19 protein-coding genes and 1 tRNA gene are annotated in these 19704 nt (G+C 72.0%); 8 read left to right on the top strand and 12 right to left on the bottom strand.

Translation table 11 applies throughout. From position 1 onward, the window contains the following. Positions 1–169: 169 nt before the first annotated feature. Positions 170–1849: a DUF885 domain-containing protein gene (locus ACLBWP_RS00840; RefSeq protein WP_447653667.1), complete on the bottom strand. Its 1680-nt coding sequence runs from the start codon at positions 1847–1849 to the stop codon at positions 170–172. Between the two features lie 59 nt (positions 1850–1908). Beyond that, positions 1909–4578 carry a DNA polymerase I gene (gene polA / locus ACLBWP_RS00835; protein ID WP_447653666.1) on the bottom strand — a complete coding sequence of 890 codons (2670 nt, stop codon included), beginning with the start codon at positions 4576–4578 and terminating at the stop codon, positions 1909–1911. Between the two features lie 122 nt (positions 4579–4700). Here polA and ACLBWP_RS00830 point away from each other — a divergent pair, with 122 nt between their 5' ends. Continuing rightward, positions 4701–5048: a PaaI family thioesterase gene (locus ACLBWP_RS00830; protein WP_279396816.1), complete on the top strand. Its 348-nt coding sequence runs from the start codon at positions 4701–4703 to the stop codon at positions 5046–5048. A 28-nt stretch (positions 5049–5076) separates the two neighbouring features. Continuing rightward, complete coding sequence (locus ACLBWP_RS00825; RefSeq protein ID WP_243562066.1) at positions 5077–5451, top strand: VOC family protein; 375 nt, start codon at positions 5077–5079, stop codon at positions 5449–5451. Positions 5452–5522: 71 nt separating this feature from the next. Here ACLBWP_RS00825 and ACLBWP_RS00820 read toward each other — a convergent pair whose 3' ends face one another. The 5 genes from ACLBWP_RS00820 to exaC form a co-directional block, all read right to left on the bottom strand. Then, complete coding sequence (locus tag ACLBWP_RS00820; RefSeq protein WP_071300697.1) at positions 5523–6131, bottom strand: ANTAR domain-containing response regulator; 609 nt, start codon at positions 6129–6131, stop codon at positions 5523–5525. A 239-nt stretch (positions 6132–6370) separates the two neighbouring features. After that, positions 6371–6455: transfer RNA gene (locus ACLBWP_RS00815), tRNA-Leu, on the bottom strand. A 54-nt stretch (positions 6456–6509) separates the two neighbouring features. Continuing rightward, a complete protein-coding gene (locus ACLBWP_RS00810) occupies positions 6510–7691 on the bottom strand; it encodes a GAF domain-containing protein (protein WP_447653665.1) in 1182 nt (393 codons plus the stop codon). 56 nt (positions 7692–7747) lie between these two features. Beyond that, on the bottom strand, positions 7748–8149 hold the full coding sequence (locus tag ACLBWP_RS00805; protein ID WP_447653664.1) for a DUF779 domain-containing protein: 402 nt from the start codon (positions 8147–8149) through the stop codon (positions 7748–7750). Beyond that, entirely contained in the window at positions 8149–9690 is a 1542-nt protein-coding gene (exaC, locus tag ACLBWP_RS00800; protein ID WP_447653663.1) for an acetaldehyde dehydrogenase ExaC, read from the bottom strand. The genes ACLBWP_RS00805 and exaC overlap by 1 nt, the downstream gene beginning before the upstream one ends. 114 nt (positions 9691–9804) lie before the next feature. Here exaC and ACLBWP_RS00795 point away from each other — a divergent pair, with 114 nt between their 5' ends. From ACLBWP_RS00795 to ACLBWP_RS00775, 5 genes are all read left to right on the top strand, one after another. Further along, complete coding sequence (locus ACLBWP_RS00795; protein WP_447653662.1) at positions 9805–10884, top strand: DUF6177 family protein; 1080 nt, start codon at positions 9805–9807, stop codon at positions 10882–10884. After that, positions 10874–11248 carry a hypothetical protein gene (locus ACLBWP_RS00790; RefSeq protein WP_447653661.1) on the top strand — a complete coding sequence of 125 codons (375 nt, stop codon included), beginning with the start codon at positions 10874–10876 and terminating at the stop codon, positions 11246–11248. Before ACLBWP_RS00795 ends, ACLBWP_RS00790 begins: the two co-directional genes overlap by 11 nt. Beyond that, positions 11245–12558: an AAA family ATPase gene (locus tag ACLBWP_RS00785; RefSeq protein WP_447653660.1), complete on the top strand. Its 1314-nt coding sequence runs from the start codon at positions 11245–11247 to the stop codon at positions 12556–12558. The genes ACLBWP_RS00790 and ACLBWP_RS00785 overlap by 4 nt, the downstream gene beginning before the upstream one ends. Next, positions 12548–14122 (top strand): tetratricopeptide repeat protein, encoded by a 1575-nt coding sequence (locus ACLBWP_RS00780; RefSeq protein ID WP_447653659.1) that lies wholly within the window; start codon positions 12548–12550, stop codon positions 14120–14122. The genes ACLBWP_RS00785 and ACLBWP_RS00780 overlap by 11 nt, the downstream gene beginning before the upstream one ends. An 83-nt stretch (positions 14123–14205) precedes the next feature. Next, positions 14206–14679 (top strand): hypothetical protein, encoded by a 474-nt coding sequence (locus ACLBWP_RS00775; RefSeq protein WP_447653658.1) that lies wholly within the window; start codon positions 14206–14208, stop codon positions 14677–14679. Positions 14680–14706: 27 nt separating this feature from the next. Here ACLBWP_RS00775 and ACLBWP_RS00770 read toward each other — a convergent pair whose 3' ends face one another. From ACLBWP_RS00770 to ACLBWP_RS00750, 5 genes are read right to left on the bottom strand one after another with little or no spacing between them, the layout of a single operon-like run. Next, positions 14707–15183, bottom strand: a complete 477-nt coding sequence (locus tag ACLBWP_RS00770) for a hypothetical protein (protein WP_447653657.1) — start codon at positions 15181–15183, stop codon at positions 14707–14709. Next, positions 15176–17497 carry an ADP-ribosyltransferase gene (locus ACLBWP_RS00765; protein ID WP_447653656.1) on the bottom strand — a complete coding sequence of 774 codons (2322 nt, stop codon included), beginning with the start codon at positions 17495–17497 and terminating at the stop codon, positions 15176–15178. Before ACLBWP_RS00765 ends, ACLBWP_RS00770 begins: the two co-directional genes overlap by 8 nt. Continuing rightward, positions 17494–17838: a DUF6507 family protein gene (locus ACLBWP_RS00760; protein ID WP_447653655.1), complete on the bottom strand. Its 345-nt coding sequence runs from the start codon at positions 17836–17838 to the stop codon at positions 17494–17496. Before ACLBWP_RS00760 ends, ACLBWP_RS00765 begins: the two co-directional genes overlap by 4 nt. A gap of 54 nt (positions 17839–17892) precedes the next feature. Continuing rightward, the gene (locus tag ACLBWP_RS00755) at positions 17893–18207 is read right to left on the bottom strand and encodes a pore-forming ESAT-6 family protein (protein ID WP_243562054.1); all 315 of its coding nucleotides are present in this window, start codon (positions 18205–18207) and stop codon (positions 17893–17895) included. 16 nt (positions 18208–18223) lie between these two features. Further along, positions 18224–18559 (bottom strand): WXG100 family type VII secretion target, encoded by a 336-nt coding sequence (locus ACLBWP_RS00750; RefSeq protein WP_447653654.1) that lies wholly within the window; start codon positions 18557–18559, stop codon positions 18224–18226. Positions 18560–18720: 161 nt separating this feature from the next. Between ACLBWP_RS00750 and ACLBWP_RS00745 the strand changes: the two genes are divergently transcribed. After that, positions 18721–19695, top strand: coding sequence for an FHA domain-containing protein (locus ACLBWP_RS00745; RefSeq protein ID WP_447653653.1), 975 nt, complete (start codon positions 18721–18723; stop codon positions 19693–19695). The last annotated feature ends 9 nt before the right edge of the window (positions 19696–19704 follow it).

The following is a 19704-nucleotide window of genomic DNA, read 5'->3' as shown; positions in this document are numbered from 1 at the left end:
GAACGGACATGAGTCGGGCCAGGACGGCGCAGGAGTCTGTGTCCTGAGCGGTGCCGCCGTGGCGGATGGTGTGTGGCGCGGATTGCGCCGCACAAGTCTAACCGGGTGCGGGATGCCTCACAAGCACACCCCGCCGCCGTGTCGTGCTGTCTCGCCTGCTGGCCTGCGGTCAGTCGACGAGCGCCGACCGCAGGGTGTCGAGCCCGACCCCGCCGAGTGCGAGCGCCCGGTGGTGGAACGCCTTGAGGTCGAAGGCGCTTCCCTGGCGGGCGGCGACCTCGTCGCGGATCGACTCCCAGACGCGCTGCCCGATCTTGTACGACGGCGCCTGGCCGGGCCAGCCGAAGTAGCGGGCGACCTCGAACCGGATGAAGGCGTCGTCCATGTTGACGTTCTGCCGCATGAAGTCGAGCGCGTACTCCCACGTCCAGCCACCGCCGTCGGGGTTGGTCTTCTGCAGGTGCACCCCGATGTCGAGCACCACGCGCGCGGCACGCATGCGCTGGCCGTCGAGCATGCCCAGGCGGTCACCGTCGTCGTCGAGGAACCCGAGCTGCTCCATCAGCCGCTCGGCGTAGAGCGCCCAGCCCTCGACGTGCCCCGAGGGACCGGCGAGCTGCCGGCGCCAGGTGTTGAGCTCGCCGCGGTTGTAGACCGCCTGGCTGATCTGCAGGTGGTGCCCGGGGACCCCCTCGTGGTAGACCGTCGTCTTCTCACGCCAGGTCCCGAACTCCGTCACTCCCTGGGGCACGGACCACCACATCCGGCCGGCGCGCGAGAAGTCGTCGGACGGGCCTGAGTAGTAGATGCCGCCCTCTTGCGTCGGCGCGATCCGGCACTCCAGGCGCTTGATCGGGTCTGCGATGTCGAAGTAGGTGCCGTCCATCGCGCGGATCGAGGCGTCGCTGGTCTCCTGCATCCACCGTCGCAGGGCGTCGGTGCCGTGCAGGGTGCGGGCGGGGTCGGCGTCGAGGACCTCGATCGCGCGGGCGACGGACGCCCCGGACTCGATCCGGTCGGCGATCCGCTCCTGTTCGTCCCGCATCCGCGCGAGCTCCTCGATCCCCCACGCGTAGGCCTCGTCGAGGTCGACGACGGCGCCGAGGAACCGCCGCGAGTGCAGCTCGTAGGCGTCACGTCCCACGGCGTCGACGGGGGTGGCGAGCGGCATCAGCTCGTGTTCGAGGAACCCGCTCAGGGACCGGTACGCGGCCGAGGCGACCTCGGCGCCGCGCTGCAGGTCCGCCCGCAGCGACTCGGGCAACGGTGCCCCGTCGTCGAGCGCGGCGCCGTCGGCGAGCTGGCGGAAGAACCCGTCCGGTGCGCCGCTGCGTGCGGCCTGTTCCGCGACGAGCTCCACCTGGCGGCGTGCCGGCGTCACCCGCTCGCGCGTGCCTTCGAGCAGGGTCTCGCGCCAGCCCTCGAGCGCGTCGGGCAGCGCGGCGAACCGGCTGGCGATGTCACGCCAGTCCGACTCGGTGGCGGTCGGCATCAGGTCGATCGCGTCACGCAGGGACTGCGGCGGACTGGCGATGACGTTGAGGTCGCGCAGGTGCAGCTGGCGGTCGTACGACTCGACGACCAGGTCGAGCTCGGCGCCGAGGTCGGTCTTCGTGACGCGGTCGACGTCGTCGGCCGGGGCCGCGGCGTCGAGTGCGGTCTTCGCGGACCGGGCGGCGGACGCCATGGCCGCGGCCCCGGCTGGCGAGGTGTCGCCGTACTCGCCGGTCCGGCCGGCGACACCGATGTAGGTGGCGATCGTCGGGTCGAGGTCGACCAGGGTGTCGACCCAGTCCTCGGCGACGCGGTCGACGGCGGACGGCTGGCGGACGGGGCGTTCATCGGTCATGCCCCGACCATACCGAGCCGGTCCGACCACTGCGGTGCAGCGGTGGTCGTCACCCGGCGTCAGTGGGCCGCGGCCTCCCAGTTGGCGCCGAGACCGACGGAGACGTCGAGCGGGACCGTCAGTTCGGCGGCAGCGCCCATGCGGGTCCGGAGGATCTCCTCGACGCGGTCCTGTTCGCCGGGCGCGACCTCGAGGATGAGTTCGTCGTGCACCTGGAGCAGCAGGCGCGTGCCGAGGTCACCGTCGCGCAGGTCCGCGGCGACGCCGAGCATCGCGATCTTCATGATGTCGGCGGCCGAACCCTGGATCGGGGCGTTCAGCGCGGCCCGCTCGGCGTTCTCCCGCAGGACCCGGTTCGGGCTCTTCAGGTCGGGGAACGGACGACGGCGCCCGAAGATGGTCTCGGTGTAGCCGTCCTCGCGTGCCTGTTCGACCACGTTGCGCAGGTAGTCGCGCACCGCACCGAACCGGGCGAAGTACTCGGTCATCAGAGTGCGGGCTTCGCTCTGCTCGATGCGGAGCTGCTTGGACAGGCCGAACGCGCTGAGCCCGTACGCGAGACCGTAGGACATGGCCTTGACCTTGGTGCGCATCTCGGCGGAGACGTCGGCCGGCTCGACGCCGAACACCCGGGCTCCGACGAAGCGGTGCAGGTCCTCGCCCTCGTTGAAGGCCTGGATGAGCCCCGGGTCGCCGGACAGGTGCGCCATGATCCGCATCTCGATCTGCGAGTAGTCCGCCGTCAGCAGGGTCGTGTACGGCTCGGCGACGGCGAACGCCGACCGGATCCGGCGCCCCACGGCCGTCTTGACCGGGATGTTCTGCAGGTTGGGGTCGGTCGACGACACACGGCCGGTGCTGGTGCCGGTCTGCTCGTACCGCGTGTGGATGCGCCCGTCGACGACCGCGGCGTCGAGGGTGTCGACGATCTGCCGGAGCTTCGTCGCGTCGCGGTGCTGCAGCAGCAGCCCGAGGAACGGGTGCGGGTGCTGGTCCTGCAGGTCCGCCAGGCTGGCGGCGTCGGTGGAGAAACCGGTCTTGGTCTTGCGGGTCTTCGGCATCGCCAGCTCGGTGAACAGCACCTCTTGCAGCTGCTTCGGCGACCCGAGGTTGACCTCGTGGCCGATCTCGGCGAAGGCCTGCTGCGCGAGCTCGGCGGCCCGCTCCCCCAGCTCCTTCGACAGTCCGGTGAGCACCGGGCGGTCGATGCCGACGCCGGTGGTCTCCATCTGCGCCAGGACCGACACGAGCGGCAGTTCGATGTCGTCGAGGACACGGAGCGAGCCGGGGTCGATGCGGGCACGCAGTGCGGTCGTGACGCGGAGGCCGTACCAGGCTTCGACGCCGACGTTGACGGGTGCGGTCTCGGGGACCAGCTGGTTCGGGTCGGCGGTCGGAAGTTCCTCGCCGAGTTCCTGGTAGACCAGGTCGCCGAGCGGCTGCCCCTGCTTGCCCGGGTTGGCGAGCCAGCCCATGATGCGCGCATCGCCCGCGATGCCGTTGACGACGATGCCCACGGTGCCGAGCGCCTTGACGGCGGCCTTGGCGTCATGGAAGTGCTTCGGCGCGTCCGAGGCGAACCACGCGGTCAGCTGCTCGTAGTCCTTGGCACCGCTGCCGCCCGGCACGAGCACGGCGTCGTCGTGGGTGGCGATGCCGATCGCGCTGAGACGACCGTCGATCATCTCCACCGCGACGCCGTACCCGTTGTCGGCCGCCGCCGCGTTCCGGCGTTCGAGCCAGTAGCCGAGCTCTTCGTCGATCAGCGTCTTGACGGGCGGCGGTGTCACACCCGGGTCCGGGGCCGAGCCCTCGGCGGTGGAGTCGGCGCCCTCGCCGCCCCCGACGACCTTGAACACCCGGTCGAGCAGCGTGCGGAACTGCAGCTTCGCGAAGAGCTCACGCACCGCCGCTTCGTCGATCGGACGGAGCGCCACGTCGGCGGGGCCGACCGGCAGCGCGACGTCGGTGACCAGGCGGTTGAGCCGGCGGTTCAGGACCGCCCGGTCGCGCTGCTCGCGCAGGTTGTTGCCGACCACGCCCTTGATCTCGTCGGCGTGCTCGAGCACCCCGTCGAGCGAGCCGTACTGGGTGACCCACTTGACGGCGGTCTTCTCGCCGACCTTGTCGATGCCGATCAGGTTGTCGCTGGTCTCGCCCACGAGTGCGGCGACGTCCGGGTACTGGTGCGGTTCGATGCCGTAGCGCTCGTAGACCTTGTCGCGGTCGTAGCGCGTGAGTTCGGAGACCCCGCGGACCGACGGGTACAGCAGCGTGACGTCGTCGTTGACGAGCTGGATGGAGTCGCGGTCCCCGGACACGACGTAGACCTGGTACCCCTGGGCGGCGCCCTCGGACGACAGGGTGGCGAGGATGTCGTCGGCCTCGTAGTCCTCCTTCGTGACGGTCGTGATGCCCATCGCTTCGAGGGCCTGCTGCAGGAGCGGGATCTGCCCCTTGAACTCGGCCGGGGTCTCGGAGCGGGTGCCCTTGTACTCCGCGTACTCGCGGGTGCGGAACGAGAACCGCGAGATGTCGAACGCGACCGCCAGGTGGGTGGGCTTCTCGCGCTGCAGGAGCATCAGCAGCATCGAGATGAAGCCGTGGATCGCGTTCGTGTGCTGCCCGTCGCGGTTGACGAAGCTGTCCACCGGCAGTGCGTAGAAGGCCCGGAAGGCGAGCGAATGGCCGTCGATGACCATGAGGGTAGGCTTTGCGGAGTCCGACACCCGGACAGCCTACCGACGCCATCCGACACAGGAGTCAAGCGCGCGTGACCGACGAAGCGACCACCACCGGCCCCGTCGACGAGCGGCTCACCGACCGCGGCACGGGCGAACTCGGCGACAAGATGGGCATGGTCATCAGCGAGCTCACCGCCGAGCGCGCGGTGGGCACCATCCCGGTCGAGGGCAACCGTCAGCCGGCCGGGCTGCTGCACGGCGGCGCCTACGTGGTGCTGGCCGAGAGCCTCGGGTCGGCCGCGGCGAACGTGCACGCCGGGCCTGGACGCTACGCCGTCGGCATCGAGCTGAACGCCTCGCACTCGCGCAGTGCGACGAGCGGCACCGTCACGGGCACCTGCACCGCGATCCACCTCGGCAACACGCTCACCACGCACGAGATCGTGCTGACGGACGACCAGGGTCGCCGGTGCTCGACCGTCCGCATCACCAACATGATCCGCGAGCGGCGCTGAGCCCTCGCACGGCCACAGGGAGTCCGCCATGGACTGGAAGATCGAACTCGTCATGGTCCCCGTCAGCGACGTCGACCGCGCCCGCGACTTCTACGACCGCATCGGCTTCACCATCGACCACGACCAGCGGGTGTCCGACGACGTCCGCTTCGTGCAGGCGACGCCACCCGGGTCGGCCTGCTCGATCGCGTTCGGCGACGGCATCATGTCGCCGGACGTCGAACCCGGTTCCCTGAAGTCGATCCAGGTCGTCGTCCCCGATGCCGACCAGGCGCTCGCCGACCTGCGCGCGCTGGGGGTCGACGTCGTCGGGGTGGACGAGCTGGCCTGGGGCCGGTTCGTCTTCTTCACCGATCCTGACGGCAACGCCTGGACCCTGCAGCAGCTGCCACCCCGCCCCTGACACGACGACCCTGACACGACGACGCCGCCACCCGGATCGGGTGGCGGCGTCGGCATCGCGTCGGTGCGTGACTACTTCTTCGCGCTGAGCTGCTCGATGATCGCCTTGGCGACGTCGTGCATGGTCAGCCGGCGGTCCATCGAAGCCTTCTGGATCCAGCGGAAGGCCTCGGGCTCGGTCAGGCCCATCTTCTCGTTGAGCAGGCCCTTGGCGCGGTCGACGAGCTTGCGGGTCTCGAAGCGCTCGACCAGGTCGGCGACCTCGGACTCCAGCGTGATGATCTGCTGGTACCGCGAGAGGGCGATCTCGATCGCGGGGAGCAGGTCGTTCGGCGTGAACGGCTTGACGACGTAGGCCAGCGCACCGGCCTCGGTGGCACGCTCGACGAGTTCCTTCTGGCTGAACGCGGTCAGCAGGACGACCGGAGCGATGTGGTTCTTCGACAGCTTCTCGGCGGCGGAGATGCCGTCGAGCTGGGGCATCTTGACGTCCATGATGACGAGGTCGGGACGCAGGTCGGTCGCCAGCTGCACGGCGGTCTCACCGTCACCCGCTTCGCCCACGACGTCGAACCCGTTGTCGCGGAGGATCTCGACGATGTCGAGACGGATGAGCGATTCGTCCTCGGCGACGACGACTCGACGGGGTGCTGTTGCGGTTGTTGCTTCTGCGTCACTCACGCCGGAGAGCCTACTAGACGCGAGCAGTGCTGGCCGCAGCGGATGGCTGGTCGGTGAACAAGTCACCTTGGTACGAGTGGCGGGACGCGTGAGACCGGAACTGCCCCGCACGCCGTGAGCGCCCTTGGTACGAGTGGCGGGACGCGTGAGACCGGAACTGCCCCGCACGCCGTGAGCGCCCTTGGTACGAGTGGCGGGACGCGTGAGACCGGAGCTGCCCCGCACGCCGTGAGCGCCCTTGGTACGAGTGGCGGGACTTGAACCCGCACGCCGTGAGGCAGAGCATTTTGAGTGCCCCGTGTCTGCCGATTCCACCACACTCGCAAGTACGCCGATGTTACCAGGCCGAGCCGGGCCTCCAGGCAGGTCAGCGGACCGTCAGCGGCCCTCGATCGCCTCGACGGCGGCCACCAGCCCCGCCCGGCGCGGGGACCGCGGCGGCAGCACGCCGAGCAGTGCACGGAGCACGTGCGTGTCCTCGGCGCCGTCGGGGGTGCGGGACCACGCGAGCAGCGCGTCGGCGGACCCGTCGGTCACGACCGCCTCGCGGAAGCGGCTGCGGACCAGGTCGCGGAGCGCGTCGACCCCCGGCGCGTCCGACCCCGGCAGGACCGGTCCCGGGTAGCGGCTGACGGCCTGGAGGCGCGCCCCGCGGTCGAGCGCCCGCAGCACGCCGTCGACGTCGGTGCGCACCCCGCCCACCCGGTACGGGCGCGAGGCCAGCGTCACGCAGGGAGCGCTCGTCGCGAGGACCCGGCGCAGGCGGACGAGCTCGGCACGGAGCGTGGTGGTGGCGCACGGGTCGCCGTAGACCGCCGCGGCGAGGTCGGCGGCGGGCAGCCCGCTCGTGGCCGTCGCGAGGACGGCGAGGATCTCGGAGTGCCGTGCGGACAGTGCCACGGTGCGGCCGCCGGCGCGCAGCACGGCGGTGTCGGCGCCGAGCAGCACGAGCTCGGCGTCCTCGGGCGTGGTGGTCCGAGTGCGGTCCGGCCGGCGCAGGGTCGCGAGCGCGAGCTCCGCCTCGGCGGCCGCGACGGTCGCGGTCACCAGCGGCAGGGTGTGGCGCTCGACGGCACGGTCGTCGCCGGTGACGTCGACGACGCCGATCGGCCGGCCGTCGGCGTCGTGCACGGGGACCGCGCTGCACGAGAACGGCTTGACGGCGGTCGCGTAGTGTTCCTCGCTGCGGATCTGCACGGGGCGGTCCAGGCGCAGGGCGGTGCCGGGCGCGCTGGTGCCGACGTGCTCCTCGGCCCAGTCCGCGCCCGCGACGAAGCCCATGTCCTCGGCGGCGCGGCGGGCTCCGGGTGCGCCGTCGACGAAGACGAGTCGCCCGGCGGCGTCCCCGACGGCGACGATGCACCCGGCGGCGCGCGAGTCGTCGAGCAGCAGCCGACGGACGATCGGCAGCAGGGTCGCGAGTGGCCCGCTGCGCCGCGCGGCGTCGAGTTCGTCGGTGCCCAGGGTGACCGCGGGCACGCCGTCGGGGTCGACCCGGGCGGACCGGCGCCAGGACTCGGCGACCAGGGGGCGGACGGACCCGGGACGGGGTGCGCGCATGCGTCCTCCGTCCGACCGGGTCCGCCCGTCGCGTCGTCGCGGCAGGTGCGGTCAGCCTACGTCGGTGCGCCCGACGGGACCAGTCCCAGGTCCAGCAGCTCGGCGTCGTCCAGCATGCGGGACCGGGTGAGGAACCGCTTGCCCTCGGGCACCTCGACCGAGAACCCGCCACCGCGACCGTCGACGACGTCGATGGTCAGGTGCGTGTACTTCCAGTACTCGAACTGGGAGCGGGACATGTAGACCTCGACGGGGTCGATGCCGTCGACGTCGACCGCACCGAGCAGCACGTCGCCGGACCCGGTCGTGAACATCCCGACCGGGTAGCACATCGGACTCGACCCGTCGCAGCAGCCGCCCGACTGGTGGAACATCAGTGGGCCGTGCCGGGCGGTGAGGGAGCGCAGGAGCTCCCCCGCCGCCGGCGTCACCGCGACGCGCGCCGTGGGGTGCGGCATCAGAAGAAGCCCATCGGACCCTCGGCGTACGACACCAGCAGGTTCTTCGTCTGCTGGTAGTGGTCGAGCATCATCTTGTGGTTCTCGCGCCCGACCCCGGACTGCTTGTACCCGCCGAACGCCGCACCCGCCGGGTACTGGTGGTAGGTGTTCTCCCACACGCGCCCCGCCTGGATGTCACGGCCGGCCCGGTAGAGCGTGGTGGCCTCGCGGCTCCAGACCCCGGCGCCGAGCCCGTACAGGGTGTCGTTCGCGATCGAGATCGCGTCGTCGTACCCGCTGAAGCTCGTGAGCGCCAGCACCGGTCCGAAGATCTCCTCCTGGAAGATCCGCATCGCGTTGTCGCCCTCGAACACGGTGGGCGTGACGTAGTACCCGCCGCTCAGCTCGCCACCGAGGTCCGCGCGTTCGCCACCGAGCAGCAGCTTCGCGCCCTCCTGCTTGCCGATGTCGATGTAGCTCAGGATCTTCTCGAGCTGGTCGTTCGACGCCTGCGCGCCGATCATCGTCGCCATGTCGAGCGGGTGGCCCTGCTTGACCGCGCGCACGCGGTCGAGTCCGTCGGCGACGAAGCCGTCGTAGATCTCCTTCGCGACGAGCGCCCGCGACGGGCACGTGCACACCTCGCCCTGGTTGAGGTTGAAGAACGCGAAGCCCTCGAGTGCTTTGTCGTAGAACGCGTCCTTCTCGTTCGCGACGTCGGCGAAGAACACGTTGGGGCTCTTGCCACCGAGCTCGAGCGTGACGGGGATCAGGTTCTGCGACGCGTACTGCATGATCAGGCGGCCGGTCGTGGTCTCCCCCGTGAAGGCCACCTTGCGGACGTCGGGGTGCTGGGCGAGCGGGGCGCCGACCTCGAACCCGAAGCCGTTGACGACGTTGAGCACCCCGGCGGGGATCAGGTCCTGGATCAGGTCGATGAGCACGTGGATCGACGCGGGGGTCTGCTCGGCGGGCTTCAGGACCACGCAGTTGCCGGCCGCCAGCGCGGGTGCGAGCTTCCACACCGCCATCAGGATGGGGAAGTTCCACGGGATGATCTGCGCGACGACCCCGAGCGGTTCGTGGAAGTGGTAGGCGACGGTGTCGTGGTCGATCTCCCCCGTCGACCCCTCCTGTGCGCGGATGGCCCCGGCGAAGTAGCGGAAGTGGTCGATCGCCAGCGGGATGTCCGCGCCGAGGGTCTCGCGGATCGGCTTGCCGTTCTCCCACGTCTCGGCGACGGCGAGCACCTCGAGGTTCTGCTCCATCCGGTCGGCGATCCGGTTCAGGATGTTCGCGCGCTCCGTGATGCTCGTCCTGCCCCATGCCGGGAACGCCTTCCACGCGGCGGCGACGGCCTTGTCGACGTCGGTGGAGTCGCCCCGTGCGACCTCGGTGAAGGTCTTGCCCGTGACCGGGGTCGGGTTCTCGAAGTACTGCCCACCGGTCGGTTGGACGTACTCCCCGCCGATGTAGTGGTCGTACCGCGGCCGGAACGCGACGAGGGATCCGTCCTCGCCCGGAGCGGCGTAGGTGGTCGGCGATGCTGCGATGGTCATGGTGGTGCCCTTTCGACGACGGTGTCGGTGGCCGCGCGGTCGGCGCGTCCGTGCGTGACGCTACGGGCGGGCAGGTTGCGTCCGGTTGCGACCCCGGACGGTAGGGTCCATGCCATGGGGACGGGACACCCGCTGGTGGACGGGATCGGCGACGGCTACGTGGTGAGCGAGTCCGTCCTGCCCGTCGTGGCACTGACGCCGATGCGGGCCGACCTGGTCGTCCGGGCCGCGGCCGACGGACACCGCGTCGTCGTCCTGACACCGGACACCGCGCGGCTCACCGAGTCCTTCCGGCAGGTGCTCGACGGCGCCGACGGCCGGTGGGTCGTCCGTGCCGAGGACGGCACGCTCCGCGACGGGTCGACCGGCACGGCGCTCGCCGGCGTCGCCGATGCGTTCCGGACGCCGACGGCCGCGGATGCCGTCGACCCGCGGTTCCTCGAGGTGCCCCGCCCGGAGCAGGTCCAGTTCGTCGTGTCGGCGTCGATCCGCCACCGTGCCGACGTCGGCGTGCGGCTGGGCCGCGCCTGGGAGACGTTCGCCGCGCTCGGGCCGGGGACGACACCGGTCGGGTGGGGCACGCACGAACCCGTCGAGGACGCCTGGGACAAGGACACGCTGACCGCGGCCGCCCGGGCGCGCATGCCGCACGAAGCCCGGTTCTCGGTCATCGGGTCCGCGGACGCACCCCTTGCCGGCTCGGTCACCGTCCGCCGCACCGACAAGGGTGTCGAGGAGGTCGTCACGGGCCTGGTCGGTGTCGGCGCCCCCGGCACGACCGGGGTGCAGCGTGCGCACGACGCCGCCACCGTCCTGCTCGCCGACCTGTGCCGGAGCGCGCTGCCACTCGTCGCGATGGTGTTCGCCCGCGTCGGGTCGGCGGACCTGACCGTGCGCCCGACCCTCGAGCAGGACCCGGAGCCGGTCGCGATGCTGCTCGGGGCACCGGCGGTGCAGGGCCTGGGGCTCGACGTCGACGAGATGCGGGAGCGCTTCGGTGCCGAGCGGGTCGGCCGACCACGTCTGCCGTCCCTGGTGCTGCGGTTCCGTGACGGGCCCTCGCGACCGGACGCCACCGGGTGGGAACGGCTCCGCCCCGTGGTCGACCACCTGGGCCGCGACGCCGTCGAACGACTCACCGGCCGCGACCTCGGCGCCGGCCCGACCCCGGAGGACGACCCACATGCCCCGTGAGCTGACCATCCTCGGGCCGACCCTGCTCGGCGACGCCGAGTTCCGACCCGCTGCGGCCGCGGTGGACCCCGGGATCGGCATGCGCCTGGTCCGGGACGGCCTGGTCGCCCGGTTCACCGACGGCGACGGGCGCCTCCTGGCCACGGTCCAGCACCCGCGTCGGGTCCGCTCGACGTCCGAGGTCCGTCGCCTGCTGCCGGACGTGCCGACGCTGCCGCCCGAGGCCGACGGTGGCGGGTGGTGGTGGACGGACGTGTTCGTCCCGTTCGACGACGAGACCGAGCCGATCGGCAGTGCGCTGGCGACGGCGATCGCGGAGCGGGCGCACGGCGTCGTGTCCGCCCAGGACGCGAGGCGACGATGACCGACGACCCCCTCTTCACCAGCCTGTTCGCCGCGATGCAGGCGGCACCCGACGACGTGGCACTGCGCGGACAGGTCGCACAGCTGCTGCTGCAGCGCGGCCGTGCGGCCGAGGCCCTGCAGCACGCCGGGATGGTCCTGCAGCAGGATCCGGGCAACGCGCTCGCGCTGCAGGTCCTGACGGACGCGAGCACCGCACTGCGGCCTGGAGGCCCGGTGCCGGTCACCGACGACGCCACCGGCACCGAGCCTCCCGTCCGACCCGCGGAGGGCTTCGACTGGCGACGTGCCGAGGCGGAGCTGGGACGCAGCGTCCCGCCGCCGTTCGTCGAGCCGTCGGCGGACGACGCCGAACCCGCCGAGCCGGCCGAGCCGGCTGACGGACCCGAGAAGATCCGGGTGGAGGGCGACGGCGACCACGCCCTCGACGTCGAGATCGAGCGTCCCGACGTCACGCTCGCCGACGTCGGCGGACTCGAGGACGTGAAGCAGCGCATCCGCGAGTCGTTCCTCGAGCCGATGCGGCACCCGGAGATCGCCGCCGCCTTCGGCAAGACCCTGCGTGGGGGGCTGCTGCTGTACGGGCCTCCCGGCTGCGGCAAGACCTTCATGGCCCGCGCCATCGCCGGTGAGCTCGGTGCGCACTTCGTGACCGCACGGATCGACCAGATCCTGGACCCGTACGTCGGCAACACCGAGAAGAACCTGCACGCGGTGTTCCAGGCAGCCAGGACCCGGGCGCCCGCCGTGCTGTTCCTCGACGAGATCGACGCGCTCGGCGCGCGCCGGTCGAGCATCGGCACCGGGTGGAGCGGGCTGCGGCAGATGGTGAACCAGCTCCTGCTCGAACTCGACTCGGTCGGCTCGGAGAACGACGGACTGTTCGTGCTCGCGGCGACGAACAGCCCGTGGGACGTCGACCCGGCGTTCCTGCGCCCCGGCCGACTGGACCGGATGACCCTCGTGCTGCCGCCCGATGCACCGGCACGTGAGGCGATCCTGCGGCACCACTTCGCACGCCGCCCGATCGCCGGCATCGACCTGGGCCAGGTGGTCGCAGCGACCGGGGACTTCTCCGGCGCGGACCTCGCCCACCTGGTGACCTCGGCCGCGGAGCAGGCGATGGCGAAGTCCGTCGCGGCCGGCGAGATCCAACCCCTGGGCATGGCCGAGGTCCGGCACGCGCTGACCCAGGTCCGTCCGTCGACGGGGTCGTGGCTCGTCACGGCGAAGAACGTCGCGGCCTTCGCGAACGCGGACGGACGCTACGACGAGCTGGTCGCCTACCTCAAGCAGAAGCGTGTCCTCTGACACCCCGGCGGGTGCGGCCGGTGCCGATGCCGCCGGTTCCGCGGCGTCCCGCGCAGGGTCGCTCCGCGCGCTCGGGCAGCTGGACACCGCAGAGCGTGTGCTGCGCGACGCACTCGACCAGGCCCCCGGTGACGCTGGACTGCTCGGCGAGTGGGCGGCGCTGCACCAGGCGCGTGGCGACCTGCAGCAGGCCGAGCTGGCCGCACGTGCGGCGGTCCAGGCCGCACCGGACACGCTGCCGCCGTACCTGCGCCTGGTCGCCGTCCTGATCGCAGCCGGTCGCGCGCCCGAGGCCCGGGACGTCACCGCCCGTCTCATCCCGGTGGCACCCGACGTGGCCGGTCTCTGGGCGCAGCACGCGATCGCGAGCATCGATGCCCGGGGACGCCGGCTGCCCGAGGTGCGGCAGGCGTACGAGCGGGCGATCGAGCTCGAGCCGGACTCCCCCGACTGGTACGCCGTCGGCGCGGTCTGTGAGCGGGCGCACCGCAACTCCGACCGCGCGCGCGAGCTGGTCGTCGAGGGGCTGCAGCGCGCCCCGCAGCACCCGGGCCTGCTCGCCCTGCGCGCCGAGTACGCACCGGTCGCCGACCAGCCGGACCTGCTGCTCGACCTGCTCGTGACGAACCCGGGCGACGAGGAGTCCCGCGAGCTCCTCGACGCCGCGGTCACCTGGGAGCGACGCGCTGCCGCCGCCGTGGCACTCGTCCCGGCGCTCGTGGCCGCCGTGCTGCTCGCCGCGGGACCGGGCGTGGTCGGCGCGGTCGCGACGACCGTGACGGCCGTCCTCGGTGCGGTCGGCGCGTGGGTCGTCCTGCGCCGCTACCGTCGTCGGCGCGACCGCCTCCCCGCGAGCTACCTGGGGACGCTGCCGCGGCGCGGGGCAGCGCTCGGACGGTGGGGCGGGGTCGGCGCCGCCGCACTCGTCGTCGTCGCGCTCGCCCTGCGATGGGCCTCCCCGGTCCTGCCAGGGCCGGACGGACTGCCCGCCGCACTGGCCGCGGGTGGTGCGACCGTGCTCGGACTGGCGTCGGTGGTCGTGCTGCTGCCCGGCGACGACCGCGTCCTGCGCACGGCCAGGAACCGGACCGGACGGGTCGCGTGGGGAACGGCCTGGCAGTTCGGCAGCCTGCGGCAGGAACTCGCGCTCTGGTCCGGGCTGGCGGTCGGCGTGCTCGGGATCATCGGGACGACGACGGCCATCGGCGCTGCTGCGCCGGCCGGGCTGGTCACCGCCGTCGCGTGGCCACTCGCACTCGTGACCGCGACGATGTCCGTCGAGGCGTTCCGCGCCGGCCGGTTCGCGGCGCAGCGGTACTTCCGGAGCCTGGGGATCCGCTACCGGCTGTTCGCCCTGGTCGTGCTGACGGCGGGACTGATCGGCACCGGCGCAGCCGGGCTGCAGGTGCCCGCGGACCGCGGGACGTCGGACGTGCCGGAGCCGGTGTCGTCGTACTCCGTGCCCGGGGTCCCGGACCGGACGGTGACGCCCGTGCCGGTGCCGTCCTTCTCGATCCCGTCGTTCGACCCGCCGACCGTGCCGCCGATCACCGGCGGGGGCTGACGGACCGGGCCGACCACAGGCCGCTCGTCTCGGCGCGGACCGGGTTCCGATCGTGCCGGAGCCGGCGCAGTACGCTGGTGCCGATGGACTTCACACCCTCGTACACCTTCCTGCAGGCGGTTCAGGTCCTGCATCAGCGGGGCTGGCAGTCGGTGCGGGTGTTCCCCGAGCTGTACGAGATCGGCGACTGGCGGTGCTGGCTCACTGCCTCGGGTTCCGGTTCGGGTCGGCGGCCGTTCCGGATGGCGGTCTACATCGGTTCCGAGGACTGGGAGATGCCGTTCGAGCACGACCCGTCCGAAGCACTCACCCCGGAACAGATCGCCGACGGGCTCGAACCGGGCCTCGACCCGCGAGCACGACTGGCGGACCCGTCCTACGGACCCTGGTTCGGCGAGCTCCTGCGACAGTGCGGCCCCCACGCGCTCCCGGTCTTCCGGGGCGGGGGGCTGGGACGCGGCTCCGGACCCGCCGTGATCGGGCAGGACGGTTCGCTCACCCTGCTCGACATCGCTCCGGAACCCCCCGAACCGATCCGCACGGCCGCCGCCGGCTGAGCCCGCTCCCGGCGAGCGGCCGTCGCGTCAGGACAACTCCGACGCGAACTTGCCGAGCGTCGTCGGTACTCGGTGGGTCGGCTCGTGGCGGGCGACCAGCTCGGCGCACGCCTGTCGGAGCGCGTCCGGGTCGTCGGTCGCAACGCCGTCGAAGAGTTCGTCGAGGACGGTCACGAGCATGCCACGGCGCTCGACCCAGACGTCTCCCACGAGCCGGAAGCGGGACCCGGGCAGGAACACGACCTCGTGTTCGTCGGGGTGCGCCGAGAACGGGGCGATGCTCCGTCCCGTCCGCGAACGGAACGCCACGAGACCGTCGACGCTGTCACCCTCGGTCGCGACGTCGGGGTCCGACGAGGTGGCGGTGAGGCCGCGCAGCGTGAACTCCCCCGCGAGACGGAACTGACCGGGCAGCCCGCCGCCGTGGAACACGATCCCCTCGGTTGCCGGGAGCTTGGACAGCGCCTGCAGCAGCACCTGCACACGTGCTGATGTGTCAACCACCCGCGCCCTCTCGCAGGGTGATCCGCCACTTGCCGTCCACGAGCTCCTTGCTGACGACCTCGAACTGCGTGTGCCGTTGGAACAGCACCTCGTCCTCGCGCATGACGTCCGAGAAGGGCTTGACGTTCACGCCGGTCTTCCCCTCGATCGTCAGCACCGTGTTCCCCGGGAAGGCCTTCGTCGGATCGGTCGACGTGCTGATGAAGCCCTCGTCGCTCCACGGCTTGCCGACCTGCAGGCCGTCCAACGTCGACGTGTCGAACTGCACGCCACGGTAGAAGGTCCCCTCGACGGGCGGGAGCTTCGCGATGGCGTCCGTCGTGCGGGAGATGTCCGCCTCGAGCGAGGCCGCGTCCGCTGGGGAGTGGAGGTCCCGCAGGTGGTCGTTCATGTCGCCGTAGTGCGAGGTCGTGTAGTCGTAGAGACCGAGCACGTCGTCCTTCGTGAGCGTCGGGTAGGCCTCTGAGACGGCGGTGGCCCACTCGTCCTCGGACTTGACGAAGCCGGTGCCGTCGTTCGTGCGGTACTGCTTGTTGACCTCGTCGAGTGCGGGCAACGGGGTGTCCGCCGGTGCTCCGGGCGGGGGTGCGTCGAGGCCGGTGTGCGGGGGGACGTGCTCGGTCGGCGGCGCATCGTGCGCAGCCGGCGGCGCGTCATGCGCAGCAGGCGGCGCATCGTGCGCAGCCGGCGGCGCGTCATGCGCAGCAGGCGGCGCATCGTGCGCGGCCGGCGGCGCGTCATGCGCGGCAGGCGGCGCGTCGTGCGCGACCGGAGGCACGTCGTGACCAGCGGGCGGCACGTCGTGCGTCACGGGCGGGACGTCCACCTTGGCAGCGTCTCCGGCCAGGTCGACGCTCGTCGTCGGCAGGTCGCCCTCGCGGGTCACCTTCGCGACGTCCTCCGCGTCCACGCCCTTGGCGACACCGGCCAGGTCCGTCCCCGTGATGCCCTTCGCCGCGTCGACGAACCCGTCGGCGCCGCGGGCAGCCCGGGCAGCGTCGTCCGCGAACCCGCCCGCACGGGCGACGTCGCCCGCGGCATCGGCGGCCGCCGCGGTCGCGTGGGCACCCGCGCTCGCTTCGCCGGCACCGGGGATGAACAGGGTGCCGATGTTGAACGCACTCGCGCCGGCCGCACCGCCCGGGTCGTCGACCCACGACTGCGCGATGTTGTAGCCGTCCCATGACGACGCGTTCCACCACTCGTCGGGGAGCTTCAGCCCGACGAGTCCGCCGACCGTGTCGGCCAGGGCGGTGGTGTCGTCGTGGCCCCAGTCGGACAGGAACTGCTGGGTGTCCTCCGGCAGGAAGTTCCCGAGCGGCGTGTTGCCGAGGGTGTTGACAACGGTGCCGATCGGGGACAGCGCCGACGCCAGGTGGCCGAGGCCGAGCCACGAACCCCCGAAGGTCTGCCCCGCGCGGTCGAACGCGTCGCCGACCATGTCGGAACGGCCGGTGATCCCCCCGGCGATCGCCTCGGCGTACCACGGGATCCCGGTGCCGTCCCAGCCGGTCAGCAACGAGCTCAGGCCCTTGGCCATCCCGCCCAGACCGTCCACGACGACGCCCTTGACCAGGTGCGCGGGGAACCCGGCGGTCTTCTCGCCGCAGGACTCCTTGCGGTCGCCGGTCGACCCCCACGGCGTGACGATGTCCTGCTGCCCGGCCCACGGCATCGACGCCTCGGCCGCCGCCATGACCTGCGCGGGGGTCCCGCTGGCGCTGCCCGGCAACGGAGCCAGGTCGGCGGCCCCGAGGATCGCGTTGGCGCAGGTCTGCTGCGCGGCGAGCCACTGCTCGGCGAGGTCGGCACCGCGGCGGATGAGCCGGTTGTTCTCGGCGACCATGTCCGGGTCCTGGTCCCACGACGTGATCTCGACCTTGGTGCCGGTGATCAGGCTGACGCCGAGGGTGCTGACGGCCTGTGAGGCGATGACGTACCCGTCGTCCGAGTCCTGCACCTTCGGCTGGAAGTGCTTCGCGCGGTACACGAAGTCCTCGGCGTCGGTGCGCAGGGTGTCGAGCTTCGTCTTGATCGGTGTGACGGTCTCGGCGTACGTCGTGAGCGCCGCTGCGACGGCGGTGAGTCCGTCGCCCAGCGTCGTCGTCGCGGTGCCCACCGGGGTCATGACGTCGTACAGGTGTTCGGCGCCGTCGGACTGGTACGAGCCCGAGATCGCCTGCCACGCACGGACGGTGTCGCCGCCCCCCGTGGTGATCGTCGACCCGAGCGTGGCGACGGTGTTCGCGGAGGTGGTGACGTCGGCCGGCTGCAGCGCGGCACCGGGCAACGCGTCCGGGTCGATCAGGCTCACTGGTCGACTCCCAGGATCGACAGGTCGCCGTCGGCCGCGGCGATCCCGGCGTTGCGCTCCATCGTCGCAGCGATGTCGTCGTCCCCGTGCACCACGGCGTTCGTCGCGGCGACGGCTCCGTCGATCGCCGCCGGCACGTGCCGTGTGATGGTGGTGACGTGGCCCGACATGGCGTCGAAGAACCGGGTCAGCGCGCCGTTGACCAGCTCGGACTGCGCGGCGGTCGCCACGGACTGCACTGCGCCGTCGATCTGACCCAGCGCATCCATCACGGGTTGGCTCGCCGTAGCCACGTCGGTCAGGACCGTCTTCACCCCCGCGGGGTCGACGTTGTAGGTCATTGCTCACACCCGTCCGCTCGACCGGTCAGGGCTCGAGCGGTCCCCTCGGTGTCGTCAGCCGATGCTGTCGACGGCGCTCTTGGCCTTCTGGATGGTCTGCTGTGCGGTCTGGTCGGTCGACTGCAGCGAGGTGCGGAGGGTCGCGATGATGCCGCGCACCTCGGTTGCGGCGTTCTTCCAGCGCAGTTCCTTCGACTGGTACTCGTCGGAGACACCGTCGGCCTGGTAGTCGCTCATCGCGGCGCGCACGTCGCCGTCGCGCTGGTCGATCAGCGCTTCGAGCTGGGCGGCGACGCGGTTGAAGTTGTCCTGCGCGCTCTGCGAGGCGGCGACGTCGTAGTCGCGGCGGTCTGCCTGGTTGCCTGCCATGGTTCTCCCCCTGGTCTCAGTGGCCGGCGCCGAAGCGCGCAGCGTCGAAGTTGACGGTGCCGGACGCCTGCGTGGCGTCGTCCGCCATGTGCTGGTCGCCCTGCCCGAACGCGGTGTCCATGCCACCGATGCCGCTCAGCACCGCGGCGAGGGCGGCGTTCAGCTCGTTCGCCACCTGGTCCGACTGCGACTTGAACCGGTCGAAGGCCGCGCGGCCCGCACCGTTGAACTTGCCCTGCAGCGGCTCGGCCGCGGCGAGCAGTGCCTTCACCTGGGACCCGAGGTCCTGGGATGCACTGCCGGTCTTCTTGCTCAGCTGGCCGAGTGTGTCGGCCCCCATCGCGAACTTCACGTCTGTTCCCCTCAGTCGGTCGTGCGCTCGTGCACCAACGTCCACATTGTTGTCCATCGGAACGGGTCCTGCAAGGCGCAACGGCACGTTCCGGTCCCGACCTCGTGCCGACTGCTAGCCTCTCCTCGCTGCAGTCCTTGCGGATCCACGGGGAGGAACCGATGCCGAGCGCACTCGTCGGCTCGTTGAGCTGTGCCCGGTGCTCGCGCATCCTGGCCGCCGCCGAACGGTTCTGCACCCGCTGCGGTGCACCCCAGGTGGCTGCCGCGACCGGAGCGGCGACCGCGACCGGAGCCGGTCTGCTGGCCGGTGTGCTGCCCGCGTCCCCCACCCGACGTCGGACCGCCGGCGTCGTCGACGTCCTGGCCACGATCCTCCCGGCCGGTGCACTGCTGCTCGCGCTCGTCGGCACCGACCCGGCCGGCGCGGTCGGCGCGGGCCTCGGTCTGGCAGTCGTCGTCGTCCTGGCCCAGCTGGCCCTGCTCTGCCGGACCGGCCGGACCCTCGGACTCGCCGTCACCCGGCTGCGCCGTGTCGACGTGCTCAGCGCGCTGCCGCCCACGGTGACGACCGCGGTCCGCGGCGCGCTCGCGCCCTGGTCGCCGCACGCCACCCTGACCGCCGACGTCCGGCGCGGGCGCGACCCGCTGACACCGGCGATGCCGGCCCTGCACGTGCAGCAGCTCGGCCCGGCGGTCGTGCCCGCGGCACCCGCACCGGCCGAGGGACGTCGCGCCGCTCGCGCGCGTCACGACGGGACGCCCGAGGACCGGCGCGGTGGCCGCCGCCAACCGGCGCCGCACGCCGACGTCCGTCTGGTGCCGGTCTCCGGCGACCCCATCGTCGTGCGTGGCACCGTGCTGGTGGGCCGTCGCCCCGAGGCGGACGGCCCGGACGTGACCGTGCACGCCCTGCCCGACATGGCCCGCACGCTCTCCCGCAACCACGCCGTGCTCGAGTGGGCTGACGACCTGCTCTGGGTGACGGACCTGCACACCACGAACGGCACGACCATCACCTCGCCCGAGGGCGCGGTCCAACCGCTGGTGCCCGGGCAGCGGACGGCCGCGGCGACGGGCTGGCGGGTCGAGCTGGGCGAACGCGAGTACACGGTGACGGCCGGAGGACCGGCATGATGCCCGGAC

Source organism: Microbacterium sp. M1A1_1b (assembly GCF_053345565.1).
The sequence above is the reverse complement of the archived record's forward strand: the minus strand, read 5'-3'. Positions and strand labels throughout refer to the sequence as shown.